We start from the raw sequence: 20,869 nt of genomic DNA, 5'->3' as shown, positions 1-20,869 counted from the left end.
GCTGCACGTATATTCTTAAATTATCTTTCCCTGTGTCATGACGTACGATCAGTGGTAATCAGGAAACGTTTTCGGTAAAACTTTTTCGGTAAAACTTTTTCGGTAAAACTTTTTCGGTAAAACTTTTTCGGTAAAACAAAGCAGACCACTACTCAGGCAAGCTGCTCCATTATCCCCGCAGGGATATCGGCATTCGTGTAGACATTCTGAACATCATCCAGATCTTCCAGGCGATCAATCAGCTTCATGATTTTTTCGGCACCAGCCAGATCAAGCTCTGTTTGGGTGGAGGCGATCATGGCAACTTCACCACCTGCTGGTTTAAGCCCTGCGACTTCCAGTGCGTCCTTGACAGCCATGAACTCCGTCCATTCAGTCAGTACTTCTGCAGAACCATCATCATTTGTGACAACATCTTCAGCACCGGCTTCCAAAGCGGCGTCCATGAGTTGCTCTTCATTAACACCTTCTTCAAAGAAGATCTGGCCCTTGCGCTCGAAGAGATAAGCAACCGAGCCATCGGTTCCGAGGTTACCGCCATGCTTGGAAAAAGCATGACGAACTTCAGCCACTGTCCGGTTGCGGTTATCTGTCAGGCACTCAACCAGAACCGCGATACCACCAGCCCCGTAGCCTTCATAGGTGACTTCTTCCATATTGGAATCATCTTCACCACCGGCACCACGGGCAATAGCGCGGTTAATGGTATCCCGGGTCATATTGGCAGCCAGGGCTTTATCAACGATCGCTCTCAGCTTCGGGTTATCCTCAACATTACCGCCGCCCAGCTTCGCGGCAACGGTCAGTTCACGGATGATTTTGGTAAAGACCTTGCCCCGCTTGGCATCCTGCGCGGCCTTACGGTGTTTGATGTTGGCCCATTTACTATGACCTGCCATAGAAACCTCTATTTAAGACGCTTTGCTGGCAATCGCTCAACAGGGCGACTGCCATGATTATTCAGTGACTGGTTGCAGATGCCGGATCGCGACGAATGCGCAGATTCAGATCACGGAGCTGCTGAGTTTCCACTTCACCCGGAGCCTGAGTCAGCAAACAGGAAGCCGACTGGGTTTTCGGGAAAGCAATCACTTCACGAATATTAGTTGTACCGCACAACAGCATAACCAGACGATCAAGGCCAAATGCCAGACCACCATGAGGAGGCGCACCGTACTTCAGGGCATCCAGCAGGAAGCCAAACTTCTCACGCTGTTCTTCTTCCTGAATGTCCAGTACCCGGAACACGGCCTGCTGCATTTCCTGACGGTGAATACGAACAGAGCCGCCACCCACTTCATAGCCATTGAGAACCATATCATAAGCCCGGGACAATGCCTGAGATGGATTCGCTTCCAGCGCTTCCGGAGTGCAAGTTGGCGCGGTGAATGGATGATGCAGGGCAGTCAGGGCACCATTATCGGTCTCTTCAAACATCGGGAAGTCAACGACCCACAGTGGCGCCCAGTCACAGGTATAAAGACTCAGATCTTCACCCACTTTGCAACGCAGGGCTCCCAGTGCTTCATTCACAATCGTCTCTTTATCCGCACCGAAGAAGACGATGTCACCATTGGCTGCACCAATACGGGACATGATGTTCATGGTGACATCATCACCCAGGAACTTGATGATTGGCGACTGAAGCCCTTCAACCCCTTTCTCCAGCTCATTCACCTTGATCCAGGCCAAGCCTTTGGCACCGTAGATACTGACAAACTTCGTGTAGTCGTCAATCTGCTTACGGCTCAGCTCGGCACCGCCGGTCACTTTCAGTGCGGCAACACGGCCTTTAGGATCTTCTGCTGGCCCTTTGAACACTTTGAAGTCAACACCGGCCATCAGGTCAGCCACGTCCACCAGCTCCAGGGGAATACGCAGGTCTGGTTTGTCAGAACCATAACGGCTCATGGCTTCGGCATAGGTCATCCTTGGGAATTCAGCCCCCAGATCCACGCCCTTCACTTCCATGAACAGTGTTTTAATCAAGGACTCGGTAATTCCCATGATCTGAGCTTCATCCAGGAAGGATGTCTCAATATCGATCTGGGTAAATTCAGGCTGACGATCAGCGCGCAGGTCTTCATCACGGAAACACTTCACAATCTGATAGTAGCGATCAAAGCCAGACACCATCAGCATCTGCTTGAACAGCTGTGGAGATTGAGGCAGTGCGTAAAAGTGCCCCGGATGCACACGGCTGGGCACCAGGTAGTCACGGGCACCCTCTGGCGTTGCACGGGTCAGCATGGGGGTTTCGATATCCAGAAAACCCTGTTCTTCCATAAAGCGACGAACTACAGCGGTCGCTTTACTGCGAATAATCAGTTTCTCCTGCATCTCAGGACGACGCAGGTCAATGACCCGGTTACGCAGACGAACATCTTCACCAACCTCAGTGTAACCTTCGATCTGGAAGGGAGGAGTCTGGGCCTGGTTAAGGATTTCCACCTGTTTACCCAGCACCTCAATCTCACCGGTGGACATATTGCTATTAACGGTGCCTTCTGGACGAGGACGCACAATGCCTGCGATTTTCAGGACATACTCGCTACGCACCTTATCAGCGAGAGCAAATGCTTCTTCAGTATCAGGATCTACCACCACCTGAGCCAGGCCTTCGCGATCGCGCAGGTCCAGAAAAATCACGCCACCGTGATCACGACGGCGATGTACCCAACCGCAGAGGGTGACCTCCTGCCCATCATGGGAAAGGTTCAGTTCGCCGCAATAATGGCTGCGCATAATATACCTCAAATCAGGAATTCAACTGGATTTCATCCATACAGCCGCCGGGCTGACAGGAAGTTGATCAATTACTGGTTGCAGGACAACCGGCACAACTACTCTTGCTATCCTTGGCTGGACAGTGGTTATCACTGGAAGACAGGTTTTTCTTACTGCCTCCTTTAAAGTCGGTTTCATACCAACCAGCACCTTTCAGCCTGAAGGACGGTGCACTTAACAGCTTTTTCAGGGCTGCCTGACCACAGGCAGGGCAATCACTCAACGGTTCATCACTGAACTTTTGAATCGCTTCAATCACTTCGGAGCATTGCTCACACTGATACTCATAGATCGGCATTTAAGCTGGCCTACCCTTTTAATCACAACAGTAAGCACCATCAATACCGCATGGAATATTTACTGATTCGCAGAAAAACGGGCATTATACCCCAAAGACAGGCAGAGTCAGCCGCTGTCAAACAAAAAAAACGCACGGGTTACCAGAATGGAAAAAGCCCACTGCCCACTCGGCTTTGTTGTTCAGTGGTCGGCTCTGCCTTCGATATTGCTTCTCAAACCGGATGGGACTTGGGAATAGCCGCCTCATAACGTTCCCGATCCCTGTCAGCCTCCATAACCATGACATTGACCGCTCGTTCTGTTTCGAGCAGTTGGGCAATCTGGCTGTCTCCAACAGAATCAATAAGGACCCCATCAGCATTCGTGCCCAGCGCCTCTTGCATATCAGACATCCGGTCTTTTAAAAGAAGCAGTGCAAAAGCCTGTGGATTATTAGCCCCCTCAAAACTGAGACTATCACCCAAATAGGGCTGATCGACGGGATTTTCTTCACCGGCTGTTTCCCCTGGCTTGGCAATAAAACCGGGCGAATCAACGGGATCTTTTTCACTGACTTTTCCCTGTGGCTCTGGGAGAAAATCAGCCGGATCGACGGGGTTTTCCTTACTGACTGCTTCCCGTGGCTCTGGAAGAAAATTAGGCTGATCGACGGGATTTTCTTCACTGGCTATTATCTGTGACTCTGCAAGCATTACCAAGGCCAGACTTTCAGCAGCATCAGTTAACTGTTGCTCAGACGGGGCGGTCTGGTTTCTTATTGAGGCCAGTGTAGAGGCATCCGTAGCTGAAAAGAGACTGAACAGGTTATCAACAAATTCCGGGCTTATCAGCGATGTTAATTCCTCAGAAAAATCCTGCTGGTGACCACTTTCAAAGTAACCATCAGATTCCCGAACGGTCTTCTTGTTGTACTCGGCGACAATAAGGCCAGCCAGCCTGGAGCGAACCTCGTCACTGGCAAAACGCTTGTCTATTACCTGTAATTCCTGTTTCAAGTCATCCAGCCGCTCTTCACCGGATTCCAGTGATTCCGGACTGATAGCCTTTACCAGGGGGACCGACAAAGCACTGACGGCATTATCCTCAGTACCATGAAATCCTAACAATGTCTCTTTGGCAGACAGTCGAACCTGCCTGGACAAGTTTGTGGCTTCTAATGAGGCTATTTCATTTTGCAGGGTTTGTTTCTGATAATCAGATGCCCCTTCCAGTTGCGACCGCTTGCTGTTGATTAAACCCTGCGTATCTGCGACCGATTTTTTTAAACCATTAATGTCTGATGGAAGGGAAATCCGTGTCTGCCGGTCTAAAGACCGTAATTCAATCGTTGTAACACTATTAAGTACCATAAGATCATTAATCATCCCCCTTAAGGACAACAGCAGGTTCCGGGTATCAGAAAGATCAAGCCCCTCTGGCGTCAGCGCATTATTTTGGGCAATAGTGGCACGAAACGAATCAAGCTTTGTCTGCAACGCTTGCGCCAGAAAATCAACACCACCAGCACCGCTATTATCTGCAGGAGCATCCAGAGAGACACCCGCTTGACTTCCGTCTGAACTGGAACCCGCAGCTTGCGAGACAGAGTTTGCTGCACTGTAACCACTACTTACCGCACTCCCGGAATCTGCCGAAACATTGCCCGACGCCCCCGGAGCAGCAGCACTTCCTGCCTGAACACTACCTGATTCTCCAACTGAACTCGACATAATAACCCCCTCCATGAACTGCGCTATCCCTGAAAATCAACCTGATTCCGTCTACTTTCCCCGGTAACAAACAATCCTGAAAACATCTTCACTGCAACTTGCCAGCGACAAAACAGGTCAATTTCTTTGCCTGCTGAAGCTCATCTTTCCAACGGGCAGAATGGCTCGCTCTTACTACCGTCTCTGATATAGCTTTCTGAGCCAGAGACCAGCGTTTAATCCCAATAAAGGATTTAGCCATCATCAGTGAAGCCCTTGGATCATTCTGATCAAGCTTTTCCGCATGAGCCAGGGTTGCCGCAGCCTGAGCAAAAAGGGAAAGTTCATACTGTGATAATCCCAAGCCAAGAAAATAGCAATAGCGGGTATGATCAAGCAGACAAAGATGTCGGAAGACCTTTAATGCATCGGTAAAATGCCCGGAGTTAAACTGGGCAAAAGCCACCTTGTACATGGCATCAAGTTGATTTTGATCCATATTACGAAGTTCTTTCATGGTGCCGCCTTTAGCCAGATAAGCGAGCCAAAGTGACGCCGTGGATGGCTGATTAGCCTTATTATCCATAACCCTCGAAAGCCTCATCCCTGATAAAATGATTTAAGGTATTATTCAATTATAACCAGTTTATACTTATACCCACGCTTCATTAGGAGTCAAAAGATTAATATTCTTTAAAGCAGTATTAAAAAACAGATAGTTACACAAATCGCCTCGTAACTTGTTTTCGCCCAGCTATTATCTTCTAAACAAAAAAAGAGGGCGTCAGCCCTCTGTTTTCAACTTAAGCTATTATCTGTTTAGAATGCAGCAACAGAGTAAGTAAGGTACAGACGATTAACGTCTTCATCGTACAGAGTACCCAGCCTGAACTCATCATTAGAGTCATCTACGCTGCCATCTGCACGATAGTTAACATATAACCACGCAAGGGACAGACCCTCTAGAGAACCATCAAATGCGTAAGAGATATAGCTGCCATACTCTCTACGCTTGAAATTATTAATTTCTTTAGCATCAGTACCCTTGGCAAACCAGACATCCCAGCTCAGGCCTTCAAGTCCCTGATCGGAAAAGTTATAGCCGCCATTAACCAGATAAGCCTTTTCACCTGCCAGAGAGTAATCTTCCCACTGAGCTAGGCTGGAATTGAAGCTGTCATTATTACCATCTACATACCGGTCAATGTAATCACCATCTTTGGTCTTGTTGTAACCGACGCCAACATAAGCATTGCCATAACTATATGTAGCATTCAGGTTGTAATACTGGGCTTCGTAGTCAGCCCCAATTTCGGGCTCATTAGAAGAAGCCAAATCACCATTAGCTTCTGACTTACCATAACGGGCATCCAGATCTATAGAGCTCACACCATCAAGCTCAAAGCTGTAAGCTGCTTTCAGGAAAAGCTGCTGAATGAGTTCTTTGGATTCACCGTACTCAGCAGCAAGATCCAAGTCTTCATAGCTGTAGTTACTACCAAAGATTCGAACATTTTCGACCTTATTGCCGTAACCATCACTCAGATCATTGCTGAAAGAAGAATCATTACGTCCGCTAAAACCGGTAATTTCAGTAAAATACAGACTAGCGCCTTCAAAGCTAACAGAAAGATCATAACCTGTAGAACTTGCACCCAGGATACGAGAACCAGAATCAGCGTAAGTTTCTGTACTACGCTTTTTAACACCGACAGTACCGGCCAGATCAACACCGCTGAATGTATGCTTTGCTTTCAAGTAAGCCTGCTGAAAACCTGAAATGGAATGAGAGTCGACTAACGTATCGTTATCTCCATCCAGATCATCATCAATATATGAGCCAGCAACATTTGAAGCTGAGTAGTTAAATCCTTCTTTAATTTTCAAAGGCCCCGCATAACCAGCCGTAACAACTGCACCGACAAGATCGTTTACATAACCACTGTCAAAGTCAGCTACCAAACCATGAGCCCACTCATTACGATCATAGCCATTGTCATCTTTGGCTGTTTCTTTCCAGTAGTAGTTCTTGTAGGTAAAGGTAAGGCTAGGATCAACGGTTACTGCTTCAGAAGCCTGAACAGAGGCAGCGGCAACAGCCGCAGAAACAGCTACACCCAGTGCGCTTTTAGCAAGGGTTTTCATAATTGGAATTGCTCCCTGTGTACTTTGTATTGTGTTTATTATTGCGACCATCACCAACTGACATAAGCAGTTCCCCTTGGTGATATACGTCCTTTTCGCAACGCGAGTTATTTTTCTACAACACTGATCAAATTGCAACCATAAAAAAGGAGCTGTTAAGCCCCTTTGTTTTTGCAGCTAGTATGAGCAGCCTATGATGTTGCAAATTCTTTCAACTTCTTCAAAGGCCTTACCTTTACCTGTATAGAAGCAGGCTTGGCTGGCACATCCATTAGTTCGCCGGGTTTGAAAGGATTAGGGACGCCTTTTTTGGCTTTTTGAGCAGGCTTCTTCTTGGTAATAATTTTCAATAGACCAGGCAATGTAAATTCACCACAACCCCGCTTTTTTATATGTCGTTCGACCAATTCCCCCAGCTCATCCATTACCGCACTGACCTGCTTTCTGCTAAGCCCGGTATTTTCTGCTATCTCTGCCAGCATCTGGGTTTTGCTGTATTTTTCCTTGATTGCGGGTGCTTTTTTCCCAGCCATCGTCATACTCTCCTGATGAAAATTCCTTTTCAGCCATCCCTTTAGGCTTTCCCTTTAAAAGAGGGCATTGGGCACTTACCAATATTTTGCTGCTGTCTGGAGTAAAGCAATTTGCTTTCACCAGCTAACTGCAACGATCAGCTATTGCATTATCTGCCACTGCACCAGGCGGATTTCGTACCTCCATTCTCAACAAGGCGTTCTCGAAAAAGGCCTTATCACTCCGTGAGTACAACGCTATCTATCTATACATAACCAACAACCACTGAACATTTTCGGAGACAGCGCAGAATGAAATAGAAGGTGGCAGCAGTAGATATTCAAGGTACTGAATACCACTATAATATCGGCATTTTTCCACGTCGAGCACTTTTTATCAAAAGATTCACACCCAAATAACAGAGTCAATCACGCATTCCAACAAACAACCAGAATGTTCACAGCACTATTAATAAATCCTTCCCATTATAAATCCTTCCCGTTATAGATCCTTCCCGCTTGTTATAAATCCTTTCCGCTTGCGCGGCTCGTCCATGAAAGCTCCCTCTTCCAGTTATTGATATGCGCCCATCCTACCCAAATCTTTGTATACATACATAGGCGGTCTCTTCAGCCCTGAAAAAGCCCAGAATTTTATCCGGTTGTTTCTGGAGTGACCTGAGTCCTTTTTTAAATGCATTCAAAAAGGCTTCCTTGGTTCGCAGTATCAGTCTTCCCAAGTGACCTGATTTCAAATAGCTCCAGACGTATTCATCGGGATTCAGCTCTGGTGAATAAGCGGGCAAGATATGGATGCCCAATAAACGAGGTTCCTGCTGCAGAAATTTTAGAACCTTTTTCGCCTTATGGGCAGAGTGCCCGTCAGCCACAACCAATACCGGCCGGTCATGAGTGCGCACCAGCTGTTTCAGGAAACGAATAAACTGATCAGCATTGAAGCGACCATTGATGGTCATGTAGCGCATGGTGCCTTCGCCACTGACAGCAGAAATCAGATTGATACCGAACCGCGCCCCTGTTGCTTCTACGACAGGTGTTCGGACTTTCTTTCCCCAGGTTGTGCCGCTGTGGTAGTCAGAACGTGCGCTGCTCTCATCAGCAAAGTAGATAAGCGCATTATTTTCATTTTCTTCTGCAATTTTACGAAGCTCAGGGTAACGAGTTGTCAGCCAGTCATGGACTTTTTTTACACTGTTGCCATGCCTTGCGTACCGGACGCTGAGGAGAAAAGCCCATTCTCTTAAGCATCTTGCCAACAGCAGCCGGATGCATGGTGATACCAAACTCACTTTTGATGATGGCGGCAACAATGTCACGAGTCCACATTGCCTTGTAGAATCCGAAGTCGGTAGGATTTTTGATCAGAAGTATCTCAGCAAGCTCTGCCCTTTGCAGATCCGACAGTTTGGGAGGTCTGCCCCCAAATGGTCTGGTCTTTAATGCCTCAAACCCACCTTCTTTATAACGGTTGATCCAGTCATATACGCAGGCGTGATCTGTACTGTATATCTCTGAAATTTCGTAACTATTCAGCACTGAGCAAAGGCATATTACAGTAATTCCGAACAGCTCTATGAAGTGATTGATATATGTCCATTCCCTGTTTTCTGGCAGACGACAAATAGCTGCGAATCCGTGCAAACATAGAACCACCGTCTGCACTCCTGAAGCAGCCTGAGATTTTCTGCTTTAACTTGGCCATTCGAACATCCCGTTCACTGCCATTGTTATCGAAGGGAATGGTAAAATCTGACATGAAGCGCAGTGTCTCAGCCTTGAACTCAGTGAGTCGTTTGAAGAGATTGTAAGCTTTAGTATTCTTGACTTTCTTGCGCTTAAGCTCCTCTCGTTGCTTCTCCATATAGACGACTTCTTTCATTAGAGCCCGCTGAAGCAACCGGTCATAAATCTTCTCGATTCGTTCACAGACAACACTTGGCATCTGTAGCATACCTATGGTCTTAAAGCCCTTGCAGTAATGCCAGGAAAGCCTCAGTAGCTTCATCAATCGCAACGCCAGTTGATTGCTGTCCCTATCAACAACACCCAAAAGCTCCCTCAGGTGATGGGCATTGCAAAGTACGTGAGTTGCCGCATATGCAAAATAGGATTTCCAATGATCATGAACCAGAACGCCTGCAAATGTTAGCAGTATGCCCATCGTGTCCATGGCCTCACGACCTCGCTTTTCAGACAAGTAGTAGAGCGTCCATTGTTCATCCCGCATAACGTGTAGCCAGTGCAAAGAGCCCTCGGCCCGCATACCCGTTTCATCGGCTCCGGCAACAGACGATTCCCGCAAGGCGTCACGAATAACCTCTTCAGTAGAAGCCAGATTTTCATAGGTTCTGGCCACAAAATTGGCGACAGTGCCTGCACTTACACTCATTTTATAGAGAGTATTAAAATACTCTGACACGCGCTTAAAAGGCAGGAAATGGTATTGGTTAAGATAGACGGCCATAGCCTGTGTGGCTGAGCCATATTGTGCGGCAGCGGTAACACCTTCCGGGAATTCAGCCTGATTCCGACAACCACAAGTGCAGATTTTTACTTCAGCTCTATGGGCCGTTACTTCAAATTCACCCGGTCTCCCTGGTTCAAACACCTGTCGTTCAATATATTTGACCGGCTCACTATCAAGAAGAGACGCCTGACATTTATTGCATTCTTTAACCGGAAGGTACTCAATATAGTCAGGGATATCGACCTGTTTAAGACAAGTGCCCTGATGCCCTTTCTTTCCACCGGCTTTATTACCAGAAGACTGTCTCAGACTTTTAGGATTGGGTTTTTCATCCGATGGATCGGTACCTTTATCTGCGGAAAGGTCGTCAGAATGATCTGGAGAATTACTGTTTTTACAAGGTTTTTGATAACCATCAGACGATGGCGGCTTGCTGCTGTTTTGACTGTTCTTGCCAACCTTTTCTTCCAATTCTCGACATCGCTCTTCCAGACAGGCAACTCTCATCCGCAGCTCTGCATTCTCTTTCAAGAGAATCTCAGCCGACATAGTTGCGGGTAGTTCTGGAATCATGCTGGCGAATATTGTGGAAAAATGGTGCTTAAGAGGATGGTATAAAAATCAGAAAATTCCAGATTTATGTGGGGGTGCTGAACAGTTACAGGCAGGAAATGGTATTGGTTAAGATAGACGGCCATAGCCTGTGTGGCTGAGCCATATTGTGCGGCAGCGGTAACACCTTCCGGGAATTCAGCCTGATTCCGACAACCACAAGTGCAGATTTTTACTTCAGCTCTATGGGCCGTTACTTCAAATTCACCCGGTCTCCCTGGTTCAAACACCTGTCGTTCAATATATTTGACCGGCTCACTATCAAGAACTCGACTTTAGAGTTTTAAGAGCACAATAGTTCCGGCGCATAATCTGCTAAAAGCAACCATCCCCAATGACGAAATTCGAGATGGTTGCCATGCTCACTTCAGATCATCAAGTAATCCTCAGGGAGCTCGCTTCATATACAACCTTTCTTGCTGGAGCGCTATCATCAACTGCAGTACCAACGTTCTGCGAACTGCTGTTCGGTTGCATGCTTTCAGCCGACGGCTTTGTTACACAGGCGTTGTTAACAATTGATTTTCATTGTGTGTGGAGCAGCTACCACCACTGGCTATCTCAGGGCAAGTGGCAATGGAAGAACTTGGCACGCCACTTGATCCGTCTGGTCTGCTCCAAAGCTCCTGAGAATCAACCTGTGGTCCTGGGGCTTGATGACTGGGTAATCGAACGGTTTTCCGACAAAGCCCCTGCTTGTCGTACACATCATCAACACAGCAAGAAACGCAATCGGCCGACGTACATCTGGGGGCAGTGTTGGGTTTCCCTGGCCATCATATTTGAGCGGGCTGCAGATGAAGTATTTACCGCCATACCGGTGATCTCATTTCCGACACCAGCTTCAGGTAACACCAGCAAACTGAAAATTGCCGTGGCCATGCTCAGGGTGGTACGCAATGAAGTGAAGGATCGAGTGCTACGCCTGCTAACCGATTGCTGGTATATGAACTGGACACTGATAAAGCCAGCTCTGGAAATGAACATAGAAGTTGTTGGTCAGATACCTTCAAATCGGGCCCTCTATGCTTTGCCGCCAGCACCCACCGTAAAGAAGCGAGGGCGCCCAAAAAAGTACGGCATCAAGATGACGACAGAACAGGTTAAGAAACTGCCGGAAGAAAAAGCAACAGTATGGATGTACGGCAAATTTCGCAAAATACGTTATCGTACCCTGATCTGTCGCGCCAGATTCCTTAAAGGTCGTGAAGTACGCGTCGTCTGGAGTCGCTTTGAAAATGACAAAGGTCTGACCGAAAGCAGAATATTCATCTCGACCAATCCGGAACTTGAGGGACTGGAGGTGCTTCGTGCCTATTCCCGGAGATGGCCGGTAGAGCCAATGTTTCACCAACTCAAACATGCTTTTGGCTGTTGCCATTTATGGCAGCAGAAATTGCGAACACTGCTTCGATGGATGCATTTGAAAATGGCAGGCTATGCATTATTGCAGTTATTAACCGTTTGTAAAAATCAGGCATGTCTGAATATTTCTCGGATACCCTGGAGAAGCCCGGATACAACCACTGCAGGCATGATGAAAATTGCTCTTTCAGGAATTATTCCGAGGTTCTCTATTCGCAAGGGCTGGAACAGATATAAGCAAAAATATGAGTTCAATTTTCGCGATCTGATCGACCAGTTAATACCGGATAATTCAGAAGCAGCATAACTAAAGGCTTTTAGGCAAAAAACGGAAGTAATAACGAACTTGGAAAAACAGTTCACTGATTTCGGCTTGCTTCACTATAAAAAGCTGACCGAATTATCGTTTTATACAGACTCTAAAGTCGAGTATCAAGAAGAGACGCCTGACATTTATTGCATTCTTTAACCGGAAGGTACTCAATATAGTCAGGGATATCGACCTGTTTAAGACAAGTGCCCTGATGCCCTTTCTTTCCACCGGCTTTATTACCAGAAGACTGTCTCAGACTTTTAGGATTGGGTTTTTCATCCGATGGATCGGTACCTTTATCTGCGGAAAGGTCGTCAGAATGATCTGGAGAATTACTGTTTTTACAAGGTTTTTGATAACCATCAGACGATGGCGGCTTGCTGCTGTTTTGACTGTTCTTGCCAACCTTTTCTTCCAATTCTCGACATCGCTCTTCCAGACAGGCAACTCTCATCCGCAGCTCTGCATTCTCTTTCAAGAGAATCTCAGCCGACATAGTTGCGGGTAGTTCTGGAATCATGCTGGCGAATATTGTGGAAAAATGGTGCTTAAGAGGATGGTATAAAAATCAGAAAATTCCAGATTTATGTGGGGGTGCTGAACAGTTACGAAATAATAGAACCTCTCCAGTATTACCGGTGGAGCAGGCATCATGACGGCTTGTTCTCCAGATTATCAACTAAATTCGGTTTCATAACCGCTCCGAACAAGCAAAGACCCACATCATCATTCGAAATAATGATATTAATACGTCAAATGACTTTCAATTATCGGTTGATGGCTAACCCGGTTTCCACTGGACGTCTGGCAGTTTGAGAAGTCGATCCGGCATCGGTGCTGTATTGACTGCAGCCCGACCTAGCCTTGAGATCATTGAAGGCATATCAAAACGCCGGTTAAACCGATAGTTGAACTCTGATAGATAACGGCCCAGATGCTTGGGGTCGAGCTTATGGTAAGTACCGGTAATCGCTGTTTTCACGTTTCCCAGCATGGTATTTACCCAGGTGAACAACTCATTCTCCATGGATGCATGCCCACCACCGGTAATGATGGCTGTGTGCTGGCATCCGGCATCTTCAATACCCCGGAAACAGGACAAGCCATCGCTGACGGCCCGGACACCCTTTTTCAGGGCATGTTCTGCCCACTCCTGAATGGTTTTTCGCCGGAAGTTATCAACGGCATTGAACTTCATGTAGATAGGGTGGTTATCAGCATCTGTCTGAACTGCGGCCACGAAGGGGGCTTTGTTCTCTGAGCCTCTGCCCCGGCGGCCTCCGTGGCGCTCTCCGCCCCAATAGGCGTCATCAATCTGAACAAAACCACTCAACTGCCAGCTGTTATCTCTTTCCATCATGACCTGCATGAGTTTGTGTTTCATGCGCAATGCGGCATTGTAGGAAATGCCAAGTTGTCGATGAAGCGTCAGGCAAGAAATCCCCGCTTTATTCTGGGTGACGAGATAGATACCCAGAAACCAGGTAGCTAGAGGCAGCTTTGTTGAGTCAAAGATAGTGTTACTGGTAAGCGAGGTTTGGCAACGGCAGCAATTGCACTGGAATTCAGCTTTCCGGTGAAGCTTGCAGAAACTGCGGGAGCCACACTTCGGGCATTGGAAGCCATCTGGCCAGCGCCAAGAGGACAGCGCGTTCTCACACTGCTCTTCACTGCCGTAATTAGCCAGAAATTGCATAATGCCAAGGCCTTTTTGGAACTGAATGGTGTTTTTACACATCAGTTTTACCTCCAAAACACATGACTATCGACGTTTATTATAGCAGCTGGCTCACGACGTAGGGTCGGTGGTAATCAGGAAACGTTTTATCGAAAGCCCGGATGACTCCGGGTTTTTTTATATCTACATAAAGGCGCAGAAACTGAACCACAGGAGTTAATATAAGTGTCTGTTATCTCCGGGGTTCCTTTAAAGGTTAAAAACAAGTGTAATCAGAAAGAGTACCAAGGTAACACTGGCAATGGTCAGTAATGTTTTTACTTGATTGTTCATCTGGCAAGCTGACTCCCCAAAACTCACGTTCAAGAGTAAGTCGCAACCGTTTAGTTTCGTAGCGTATTTTGGTAATGCCGTGTTTTAAAATTGTAATGCTGGAAACGTGTATGTATATACAGTATTCTGTTTGACGATACGTTTGGAAAAGAAATGGAATGGCCTTATTGTTGGGGATTGATCCCGGGTCCAGGATTACCGGGTATGGAATCATTGAGGAAATAGGCTCCCAATGTAAATACGTGGCGTCTGGCTGTATCCGAATCCAGGAGGGGCCGCTACCAGAAAGACTTGCCCAGATTTTTCAGGGTATCAATACCGTTATTGAAATGTACAGTCCACAATCTGTCGGTATCGAGCAAGTATTTATGGCACGCAATGCCGACTCTGCCCTGAAGCTGGGGCAGGCTCGCGGAGCAGCTATTGTTGCAGCTGTGAATCATGGTCTTGAAGTTTCTGAATACTCGGCCCGGCAGGTGAAACAAGCTGTGGTGGGCAAAGGGTCTGCTGAAAAGTCGCAGGTTCAGCATATGATTACCTCAATCCTGAAACTGGATAAAACACCCCAGGCAGACGCGGCCGATGCACTGGCAGTGGCATTGTGTCACGCCCACACGCGGGCAAGCCTGGTTCGAATGGCGGGTGCGACGGGCAGAAGAAATCGCCGGTTATTAAGTCGTTAGAAGAGATACTGAAAATGATAGGCAGACTTCGTGGAATTGTGCTGGAGAAAAAAGCGCCCTATCTACTCATTGAGGCCGGCGGGGTGGGCTATGAAGTTGAAGCACCGATGTCGGTGTTTTATCGCCTGCCAGAGGTCGGCGCTGAAGCAACGCTTTATACGCATTTTGTTGTTAGAGAAGATGCGCAGCTACTTTATGGTTTCAGTGACGCCCGGGAGCGAGAGCTTTTCCGTACCCTGATTAAAGTGAATGGGGTTGGTCCAAAACTGGGTTTAACATTGCTTTCCGGAATAGAATCGTCTGATTTTGTGCGGTGTGTCCATGATGGTGATAGTTCCACCCTGGTGAAACTACCCGGCGTTGGCAAGAAAACAGCGGAACGCCTCATCGTTGAGTTAAAAGATAAACTGTCAAAATGGGATAGTTCAGCTGCACAGTTTGATGGTTTGATGGGAACACCGTTGGGACAGGCTATCGAAAAGCAGGCGCTTGATACTGAGCAGGAAGCCGTCAGTGCTCTGGTTGCCCTGGGCTATAAGCCCCAGGAAGCCAGTAAGGTTATTGGTCGGATTAAAGTCGACGGTCTGTCCAGTGAAGAACTCATAAGACAGGCTCTGAGAAGTATGATTTAGATGTACGTTGATATAAGGTTTGCGGAGGTAACGGCTGGTGTGTGGATGATTCTAATGGATTTAGGTAGTAGACAGAATAACCTGCAAGAATGGCAACCCTTGGATTTCCATCCGCACCGAGCATAAGAATTGTTAGCCTGGTTTAAGAGAATTCCCGGAAAAAATGATGATTGAAGCAGATCGCTTAATTTCGGCCAGTGAGCGCCCGAACGAAGAGGTTCAGGATCGTGCCATACGACCGGTCAGGTTGAGTGAGTATACAGGGCAGTCAAAGGTCAGGGAGCAGATGGAGATATTTATCCAGGCGGCCCGAAAGCGCGGCGATGCTCTGGATCATACGTTGATATTTGGTCCACCCGGTCTGGGTAAGACGACACTTTCGCATATTCTTGCCAATGAAATGGGCAGCAATATCCGTTCGACTTCCGGGCCGGTTATTGAGAAAGCCGGAGACCTTGCGGCCCTTCTCACTAATCTTGAGCCTAATGACATTCTGTTTATTGATGAAATCCATCGTCTTAGCCCAGCGGTTGAAGAAGTGCTTTATCCGGCGATGGAAGATTATCAGTTGGATATCATGATTGGTGAAGGTCCTGCGGCACGTTCGATCAAACTGGACCTACCACCTTTTACGCTGATAGGAGCGACCACACGTGCTGGGCTATTGACGTCACCGTTAAGGGATCGTTTCGGTATCGTACAGCGGCTTGAGTTCTACAATGTGGCGGACCTGAGTTCAATAGTTCTCCGTTCTGCCCGTATCCTCGGGGTGCAAATGAACAGTGAGGCGGCCAATGAAGTGGCTCGCCGTTCAAGAGGAACCCCCCGTATAGCCAATCGGTTGCTGAGAAGAGTCAGGGATTATGCGGAAGTAAAAGGTGATGGTACGGTGACCCGCGAACTGGCTGATGCTGCCCTGAATATGCTGGATGTCGATGTCAGTGGCTTTGATCATATGGATCGTCGCCTGTTGTTGGCCATGATTGAAAAGTTTGATGGTGGCCCTGTGGGGGTTGACAGTCTCGCGGCGGCCATCAGTGAAGAGAGGGATACTATTGAAGATGTCCTTGAGCCCTACTTGATTCAGCAAGGGTATATTATGAGAACACCGAGAGGTCGGATATTAACTAAGCACGCTTATCTGCATTTTGGCTATGATTACCCCTAGTATCTGTTGAGGTTAAGATGAGCAAGACGGCACGTCATGCCCGAAGGGGGTATCAACCTCCTATGTTTTCATTGCGGTATTATGATAGGTGACTCGCCTTTTGCTGTAATATCGCGTCATGATATTCCTTACGTGAATTGCCACAGAAGCGTCTTGATACACCGGGCATGCAAGAAAACCTCAACTGGCCCTGGTCAAATGACGGTAAGATTTAAAAAACAGGATGTAAACGATGGACCCATCCGGACAGCCTGGAACTCCCTACGGGATGCAGGTGCGCTCTAAAAACGAATTACGAGGGCCAAAGTTTCCATCAGGGGAAATACGGGTTTCTGGCACCAAAAGGCGTGTGACTCCTTTTTCAGGACAGGAACCAATGTTTTTCAGTGAGAGCTTAAATCCCGGGAGGAATAATAACAAGAGGGTGGGGGAAGTAGCAGGGGTAGAAGGCAGGAGATGCCGTGTGGTTAAGTATCCTGAGTTAAATAAATGTTTACCGGTTGGAGTTGTTGAAAGTCGTGTGTCAGCCTCTGATATAGTGTGGTCTTATGGTGGGATCAAGAAGCAGAAAACAGAGTACAGTACTCTCAGTCAACTTGAAGACCTTGCCGTGTTGATGGGTTTTGCGAAAAGTTTAGGATTTGCCAGTAATATAGGTCAGTGTAATAGTGAGCCATTTTCCCACGATCTTCACCCTGTTATGGAGAAATTTGTTGCTTTGTTTGATAGTGAAAATCTTGCGCTGAATTCTTTTTATGAGGTAAGGTTTTACGCAAGAAATGATGTAGATAAACTGTATTTACATATAAAACATACCTGTGCTGTTACACGGTTAACCCCCGATATTGTTTGCTATCAACTCAACCCCTTTGATTACCTGGATTCTGATCAGGCTACCCATCCAATTCCAATGCTTACTCCTAATGGTATCTATATTGAGTTGGCTGGTTTTGAGGGTGATAGAGCGTTTTCAGGACTGCTTGATCGAGTAAGAACGCTTGATCCATTTGATGATGAATCTGACATGAAGTTCCTGATTCGATTTCGTGAAAAGATGCCTGATGATCAAATTGTTTCTAAAATTGCAGGCTATCGATTGGTGACTGGACGAACTGACAGGAATCAACTTTATTTTTCATGTAGTGTGCCTGTAACAACTCCAAAAAAAGTTAATCTGTTTATTGAGTTGCAAACCCCATTTCTTAACTGTCCTGATCCGAATCTTGATGAGATATTTGATGTCGATAAGGAATTTAAATCTACGAGAGATAAACTGGAAAGAAATCCGGATGGAAGTATAAATAATCGAACAAACAGGGATCTTCTACATCAGAAGTCTATACCGATTGTAAGAAATAAAAAACAGACTGCGCCCGAAAAAAATGCATTTGTCGGTGAATATCTTGGTTCAGGAATTGCGCAACGGGTATTTACACATGCAGAGTTTAATAAATTAGCGGCAAAAGAAATCATGCGGCGCATGAATCTCTCAACTTCTGGAACAACGATCAGGACATTGGGTAGTACACAAATAATATGCTCGTGTGTGATGACAGAACCTAAACTGGGAAAAAATGGAGAAATTCAATTCGTACTGAGCCCTATAGAATATATAGCGGTGCCGTATCGGGATCACGCTATTGATAATGAGCCAATCCATGAGTTTGGTTGTTCTGGAAAAAAAGTTTCCAATGGTGCTGTTTGCGGTGGTGAGTCTGAGCTGGGCAGAAAGAAAAGAAATAGTCCATCAGAGTCCGATGCTTTCAATAATGTTGACATCGTACCCGTTCCGATCAGAGCTGAGGATGACGAGCCAGTGATGCCTGACTATCGTAATAGAACAGAAAAAATGCCAACTAATGGCAGTCAGGTTGAATCGGAATCATATGAAGAGTGCCGTATATCGGTATTAGGATTGCAGAGAAAATACGACCAGGGAGAGATGGTTGAATATATATTGAAAGATCCCAATGAAAAACCTGAGGTTAAATTTGAAATCATTAAAGGTATTCTGGATTTGATAGACCGGTGTGATCGCTTTAATAAGATAATCGGGGAAAAAGGCAATGGCTGGGTGATAAAATGTGTTATTGATGGAAATTTTTCAAATTTTGCCTATGATCGAAAGAAACATCAGTTGATTTACCTTGATGTAGCCCCTGCAACCATTACCATCGATGGCCAGATTTTGCCAGGAAATCAATTTATGATGGACTGGTTTCCTGAGCGACATGACTTTATTTCAAAAATGTCTGAAGACCCACAGATGTCAAAATTGTTTGTAATGGTAATGATGACCAATGATCTTCGTCAACTTGAAAAAACACAATCCAGGCTTGCTGCAGAATCGGTTAGTCATGATTCACATAAAGAGGAAACTTCATCATTGCGCGATGTGGTCAGTAAAGTGTCTTCTTTATTGGCTGAAGATGGTCGATTTTTATCCTGGTGTGCTGTACATTTTTTTACAGGCTTTGAAGACCTTGAGAAAGCTATCGACTGTAAAAAAGATGATCCATTAAGTATAGAATTTTCTGAATTTGTATCAGATTATTTTGGTAACTTTATAAGGAATCCTTGGATCGATTTTGATAAATGTACAACTCCTCAGGCTAAATTGTGTGATTTGAAAATCAAGTCGTTACCCTTATCAAAAAGAATGGATTTACTTCGACGGTTGTCTGATGTGGTTTTTGGTCACATGAGACGAATAAAAGATAGTTTGGCAGATGTTTTGTCGAAAGAAATGAACGAGAATGTCTCTGCTCATAATGAAGCAGATGAAAGTGTTCTGCTAGATGTTGAATCCAAAGTAATGATTAAAATGGTAACTAAAGGTGATGTTATCCATTTCTTACCAAATGGTTGCAATACAAAAGAAACCTTTAGTGATGCTGCTTTTCGTTGGCTGAAATATTGGGAAGATTTTTATGGCTATAAGCCTGTAAAGGGTAATAGTATCGACAGCACCCTTGAATTAGATTATCAGTTGCTAGCAGATGCTAAGGATGTTAACAGTGAATCTCCATTGATTACCATACCTTGCTTTCAAAGAGTGATCAGAAAAACTTATGACAAAAAAATTAATGTTCTCCTGATTGAGCCTTTTCATGGGCATGATAAGGTATTTCGAACGGCTTTATATCAGTGGAGGCCTGTGTCACAAGATGCCTGTTTTCGTATGGAAGAATGCTCTGGTGTTGAGGCATTTCATGAGGTTGTTGAGAATATGACAATGGATACTATGGTACTTGTTAATCATCAGCCGGAGAACTCCTATCTGATTGGTGATGTTAGTGTAAACCCATGGTCCAGTATCTTTATCAAGAAGAAAGGAGAGCAGACCAGTAAACTGCAATGCTCATTACCAGTGAAATATATGCCGTGTCAGGACAGTTATGCAAAATTATTTTTTGAAAATGTCCTTCAAGGGCTGAAAAGTCTCTACGAAGCCAGAAAGGAAATAAGCTCTGGAAGTGAAAAAAGTGAAAAGCTTTCTGATGCGGATTTTCTAAAGAAGCTCGTGGTATGGGTTCCGGGAAGCTGTGCAGAAACCTTGGAGAATGAGCCGGGTAATGAGTGTGTCTCTATTAAAATTAATTTGTCGTCTAGCATCATGACTCGATTAAAGCCATGGCTCCGTGGTTATGTAGATATGATACAAGATGAATTTGGTAGGGAACGTTCTCCCAGAGTGTATCTTATCATGCTATCGCCTTCACCATATACCAGAATGTATGCTCGATGGATGTTACGTCTCACAAAGGATAGAAATGGCAATGATATCTCCTTCATGAACTTTAATAGTGGGCTTACCATGAATACGCTTCAGGAAAAGATTAAAAAAAGTATCAAAGAAACGTCATCATCCAAACCGGATTTTATGTTTATAGAAGGGGGATATGGATATAGATCGGGTAGTTTTCTACTGCATGATACTCCGGTAGTCAGAGTATGCAGCGGTTATGATGAGGACTTTTTCCAGAAAATAGATGGTGATGGTTGTGTGGATCCATCCCTCGAGTCAGCCGTTGACGGTGGGTCATATACGTCCTGTATGGACTTGGACACGGATAGTATGAGTTCTCTGGAGTGTGAGCTTGAAGTCAATGAGAAATTCTATAGAGATCAATAATGCGTGTCATTTTGGATGATGATTTTCTGA

Annotated in this window: 19 protein-coding genes; 6 read left to right on the top strand and 13 right to left on the bottom strand. The window is 45.9% G+C overall.

From position 1 onward, the window contains the following. Window positions 1–152: 152 nt before the first annotated feature. The 11 genes from MJO57_RS20525 to MJO57_RS20480 all read right to left on the bottom strand — a co-directional run bounded on the left by MJO57_RS20525 (window position 153) and on the right by MJO57_RS20480 (window position 10,762). Complete coding sequence (locus MJO57_RS20525) at window positions 153–899, bottom strand: YebC/PmpR family DNA-binding transcriptional regulator (protein WP_252018322.1); 747 nt, start codon at window positions 897–899, stop codon at window positions 153–155. A gap of 61 nt (window positions 900–960) precedes the next feature. Continuing rightward, a complete protein-coding gene (aspS, locus tag MJO57_RS20520; RefSeq protein ID WP_252018320.1) occupies window positions 961–2,745 on the bottom strand; it encodes an aspartate--tRNA ligase in 1,785 nt (594 codons plus the stop codon). Between the two features lie 67 nt (window positions 2,746–2,812). After that, complete coding sequence (locus MJO57_RS20515) at window positions 2,813–3,085, bottom strand: FmdB family zinc ribbon protein (RefSeq protein WP_252018318.1); 273 nt, start codon at window positions 3,083–3,085, stop codon at window positions 2,813–2,815. Between the two features lie 214 nt (window positions 3,086–3,299). Then, entirely contained in the window at window positions 3,300–4,796 is a 1,497-nt protein-coding gene (locus tag MJO57_RS20510; RefSeq protein ID WP_252018316.1) for a hypothetical protein, read from the bottom strand. An 88-nt stretch (window positions 4,797–4,884) separates the two neighbouring features. Continuing rightward, window positions 4,885–5,361 carry a hypothetical protein gene (locus MJO57_RS20505; protein WP_252018314.1) on the bottom strand — a complete coding sequence of 159 codons (477 nt, stop codon included), beginning with the start codon at window positions 5,359–5,361 and terminating at the stop codon, window positions 4,885–4,887. Between the two features lie 233 nt (window positions 5,362–5,594). After that, entirely contained in the window at window positions 5,595–6,920 is a 1,326-nt protein-coding gene (locus MJO57_RS20500; protein ID WP_252018312.1) for an OprD family outer membrane porin, read from the bottom strand. Window positions 6,921–7,111: 191 nt separating this feature from the next. Next, window positions 7,112–7,453 (bottom strand): HU family DNA-binding protein, encoded by a 342-nt coding sequence (locus tag MJO57_RS20495; protein ID WP_252018310.1) that lies wholly within the window; start codon window positions 7,451–7,453, stop codon window positions 7,112–7,114. A gap of 572 nt (window positions 7,454–8,025) precedes the next feature. Beyond that, a complete protein-coding gene (locus MJO57_RS20490; RefSeq protein ID WP_252018308.1) occupies window positions 8,026–8,709 on the bottom strand; it encodes an IS630 family transposase in 684 nt (227 codons plus the stop codon). Further along, entirely contained in the window at window positions 8,627–8,989 is a 363-nt protein-coding gene (locus MJO57_RS33375; RefSeq protein ID WP_371924653.1) for a winged helix-turn-helix domain-containing protein, read from the bottom strand. The genes MJO57_RS20490 and MJO57_RS33375 overlap by 83 nt, the downstream gene beginning before the upstream one ends. Further along, window positions 8,979–10,493 (bottom strand): IS66 family transposase, encoded by a 1,515-nt coding sequence (locus MJO57_RS20485; RefSeq protein ID WP_252017330.1) that lies wholly within the window; start codon window positions 10,491–10,493, stop codon window positions 8,979–8,981. Before MJO57_RS20485 ends, MJO57_RS33375 begins: the two co-directional genes overlap by 11 nt. Next, window positions 10,490–10,762: a hypothetical protein gene (locus MJO57_RS20480; protein WP_252018307.1), complete on the bottom strand. Its 273-nt coding sequence runs from the start codon at window positions 10,760–10,762 to the stop codon at window positions 10,490–10,492. Before MJO57_RS20480 ends, MJO57_RS20485 begins: the two co-directional genes overlap by 4 nt. Before the next feature lie 104 nt (window positions 10,763–10,866). Here MJO57_RS20480 and MJO57_RS20475 point away from each other — a divergent pair, with 104 nt between their 5' ends. Next, window positions 10,867–12,204 carry a transposase gene (locus MJO57_RS20475; RefSeq protein ID WP_252017304.1) on the top strand — a complete coding sequence of 446 codons (1,338 nt, stop codon included), beginning with the start codon at window positions 10,867–10,869 and terminating at the stop codon, window positions 12,202–12,204. A gap of 112 nt (window positions 12,205–12,316) precedes the next feature. Here the strand turns inward: MJO57_RS20475 and MJO57_RS20470 are convergent, their stop codons facing one another. Further along, complete coding sequence (locus MJO57_RS20470; RefSeq protein WP_252017959.1) at window positions 12,317–12,730, bottom strand: DUF6444 domain-containing protein; 414 nt, start codon at window positions 12,728–12,730, stop codon at window positions 12,317–12,319. Here MJO57_RS20470 and MJO57_RS20465 point away from each other — a divergent pair. Continuing rightward, window positions 12,729–12,866: a hypothetical protein gene (locus MJO57_RS20465; protein ID WP_252018305.1), complete on the top strand. Its 138-nt coding sequence runs from the start codon at window positions 12,729–12,731 to the stop codon at window positions 12,864–12,866. The genes MJO57_RS20470 and MJO57_RS20465 overlap by 2 nt on opposite strands. 125 nt (window positions 12,867–12,991) lie before the next feature. Here the strand turns inward: MJO57_RS20465 and MJO57_RS20460 are convergent, their stop codons facing one another. Continuing rightward, window positions 12,992–13,948, bottom strand: coding sequence for an IS1595 family transposase (locus MJO57_RS20460; protein WP_252017306.1), 957 nt, complete (start codon window positions 13,946–13,948; stop codon window positions 12,992–12,994). Between the two features lie 431 nt (window positions 13,949–14,379). Here MJO57_RS20460 and ruvC point away from each other — a divergent pair, with 431 nt between their 5' ends. From ruvC to MJO57_RS20440, 4 genes are all read left to right on the top strand, one after another. Then, window positions 14,380–14,904 (top strand): crossover junction endodeoxyribonuclease RuvC, encoded by a 525-nt coding sequence (gene ruvC / locus MJO57_RS20455; RefSeq protein ID WP_252018304.1) that lies wholly within the window; start codon window positions 14,380–14,382, stop codon window positions 14,902–14,904. Between the two features lie 14 nt (window positions 14,905–14,918). Then, entirely contained in the window at window positions 14,919–15,536 is a 618-nt protein-coding gene (gene ruvA, locus MJO57_RS20450) for a Holliday junction branch migration protein RuvA (RefSeq protein ID WP_252018302.1), read from the top strand. Window positions 15,537–15,702: 166 nt separating this feature from the next. Further along, window positions 15,703–16,704 carry a Holliday junction branch migration DNA helicase RuvB gene (ruvB, locus tag MJO57_RS20445; RefSeq protein ID WP_252027079.1) on the top strand — a complete coding sequence of 334 codons (1,002 nt, stop codon included), beginning with the start codon at window positions 15,703–15,705 and terminating at the stop codon, window positions 16,702–16,704. Window positions 16,705–16,936: 232 nt separating this feature from the next. Beyond that, window positions 16,937–20,839, top strand: a complete 3,903-nt coding sequence (locus MJO57_RS20440) for a hypothetical protein (protein WP_252018301.1) — start codon at window positions 16,937–16,939, stop codon at window positions 20,837–20,839. Window positions 20,840–20,869: the final 30 nt, after the last annotated feature.

The organism is Endozoicomonas sp. SCSIO W0465, from assembly GCF_023716865.1.
In the GTDB taxonomy this organism is placed as follows: Bacteria; Pseudomonadota; Gammaproteobacteria; order Pseudomonadales; family Endozoicomonadaceae; genus Endozoicomonas.
The sequence above is the reverse complement of the archived record's forward strand: the minus strand, read 5'-3'. Positions and strand labels throughout refer to the sequence as shown.

Coding starts and splice junctions, on each gene's coding strand:
- aspS (WP_252018320.1), bottom strand. CDS start 2,745: ATGCGCAGCCATTATTGCGGCGAACTGAACCTTTCCCATGATGGGCAG.
- MJO57_RS20515 (WP_252018318.1), bottom strand. CDS start 3,085: ATGCCGATCTATGAGTATCAGTGTGAGCAATGCTCCGAAGTGATTGAA.
- ruvA (WP_252018302.1), top strand. CDS start 14,919: ATGATAGGCAGACTTCGTGGAATTGTGCTGGAGAAAAAAGCGCCCTAT.
- MJO57_RS20500 (WP_252018312.1), bottom strand. CDS start 6,920: ATGAAAACCCTTGCTAAAAGCGCACTGGGTGTAGCTGTTTCTGCGGCT.
- MJO57_RS20470 (WP_252017959.1), bottom strand. CDS start 12,730: ATGATTCCAGAACTACCCGCAACTATGTCGGCTGAGATTCTCTTGAAA.
- MJO57_RS20485 (WP_252017330.1), bottom strand. CDS start 10,493: ATGATTCCAGAACTACCCGCAACTATGTCGGCTGAGATTCTCTTGAAA.
- MJO57_RS20495 (WP_252018310.1), bottom strand. CDS start 7,453: ATGGCTGGGAAAAAAGCACCCGCAATCAAGGAAAAATACAGCAAAACC.
- ruvC (WP_252018304.1), top strand. CDS start 14,380: ATGGCCTTATTGTTGGGGATTGATCCCGGGTCCAGGATTACCGGGTAT.
- MJO57_RS20505 (WP_252018314.1), bottom strand. CDS start 5,361: ATGGATAATAAGGCTAATCAGCCATCCACGGCGTCACTTTGGCTCGCT.
- MJO57_RS20510 (WP_252018316.1), bottom strand. CDS start 4,796: ATGTCGAGTTCAGTTGGAGAATCAGGTAGTGTTCAGGCAGGAAGTGCT.
- MJO57_RS20440 (WP_252018301.1), top strand. CDS start 16,937: ATGGACCCATCCGGACAGCCTGGAACTCCCTACGGGATGCAGGTGCGC.
- MJO57_RS20475 (WP_252017304.1), top strand. CDS start 10,867: ATGACGAAATTCGAGATGGTTGCCATGCTCACTTCAGATCATCAAGTA.
- MJO57_RS20525 (WP_252018322.1), bottom strand. CDS start 899: ATGGCAGGTCATAGTAAATGGGCCAACATCAAACACCGTAAGGCCGCG.
- ruvB (WP_252027079.1), top strand. CDS start 15,703: ATGATTGAAGCAGATCGCTTAATTTCGGCCAGTGAGCGCCCGAACGAA.
- MJO57_RS20460 (WP_252017306.1), bottom strand. CDS start 13,948: ATGTGTAAAAACACCATTCAGTTCCAAAAAGGCCTTGGCATTATGCAA.
- MJO57_RS20465 (WP_252018305.1), top strand. CDS start 12,729: ATGCTGGCGAATATTGTGGAAAAATGGTGCTTAAGAGGATGGTATAAA.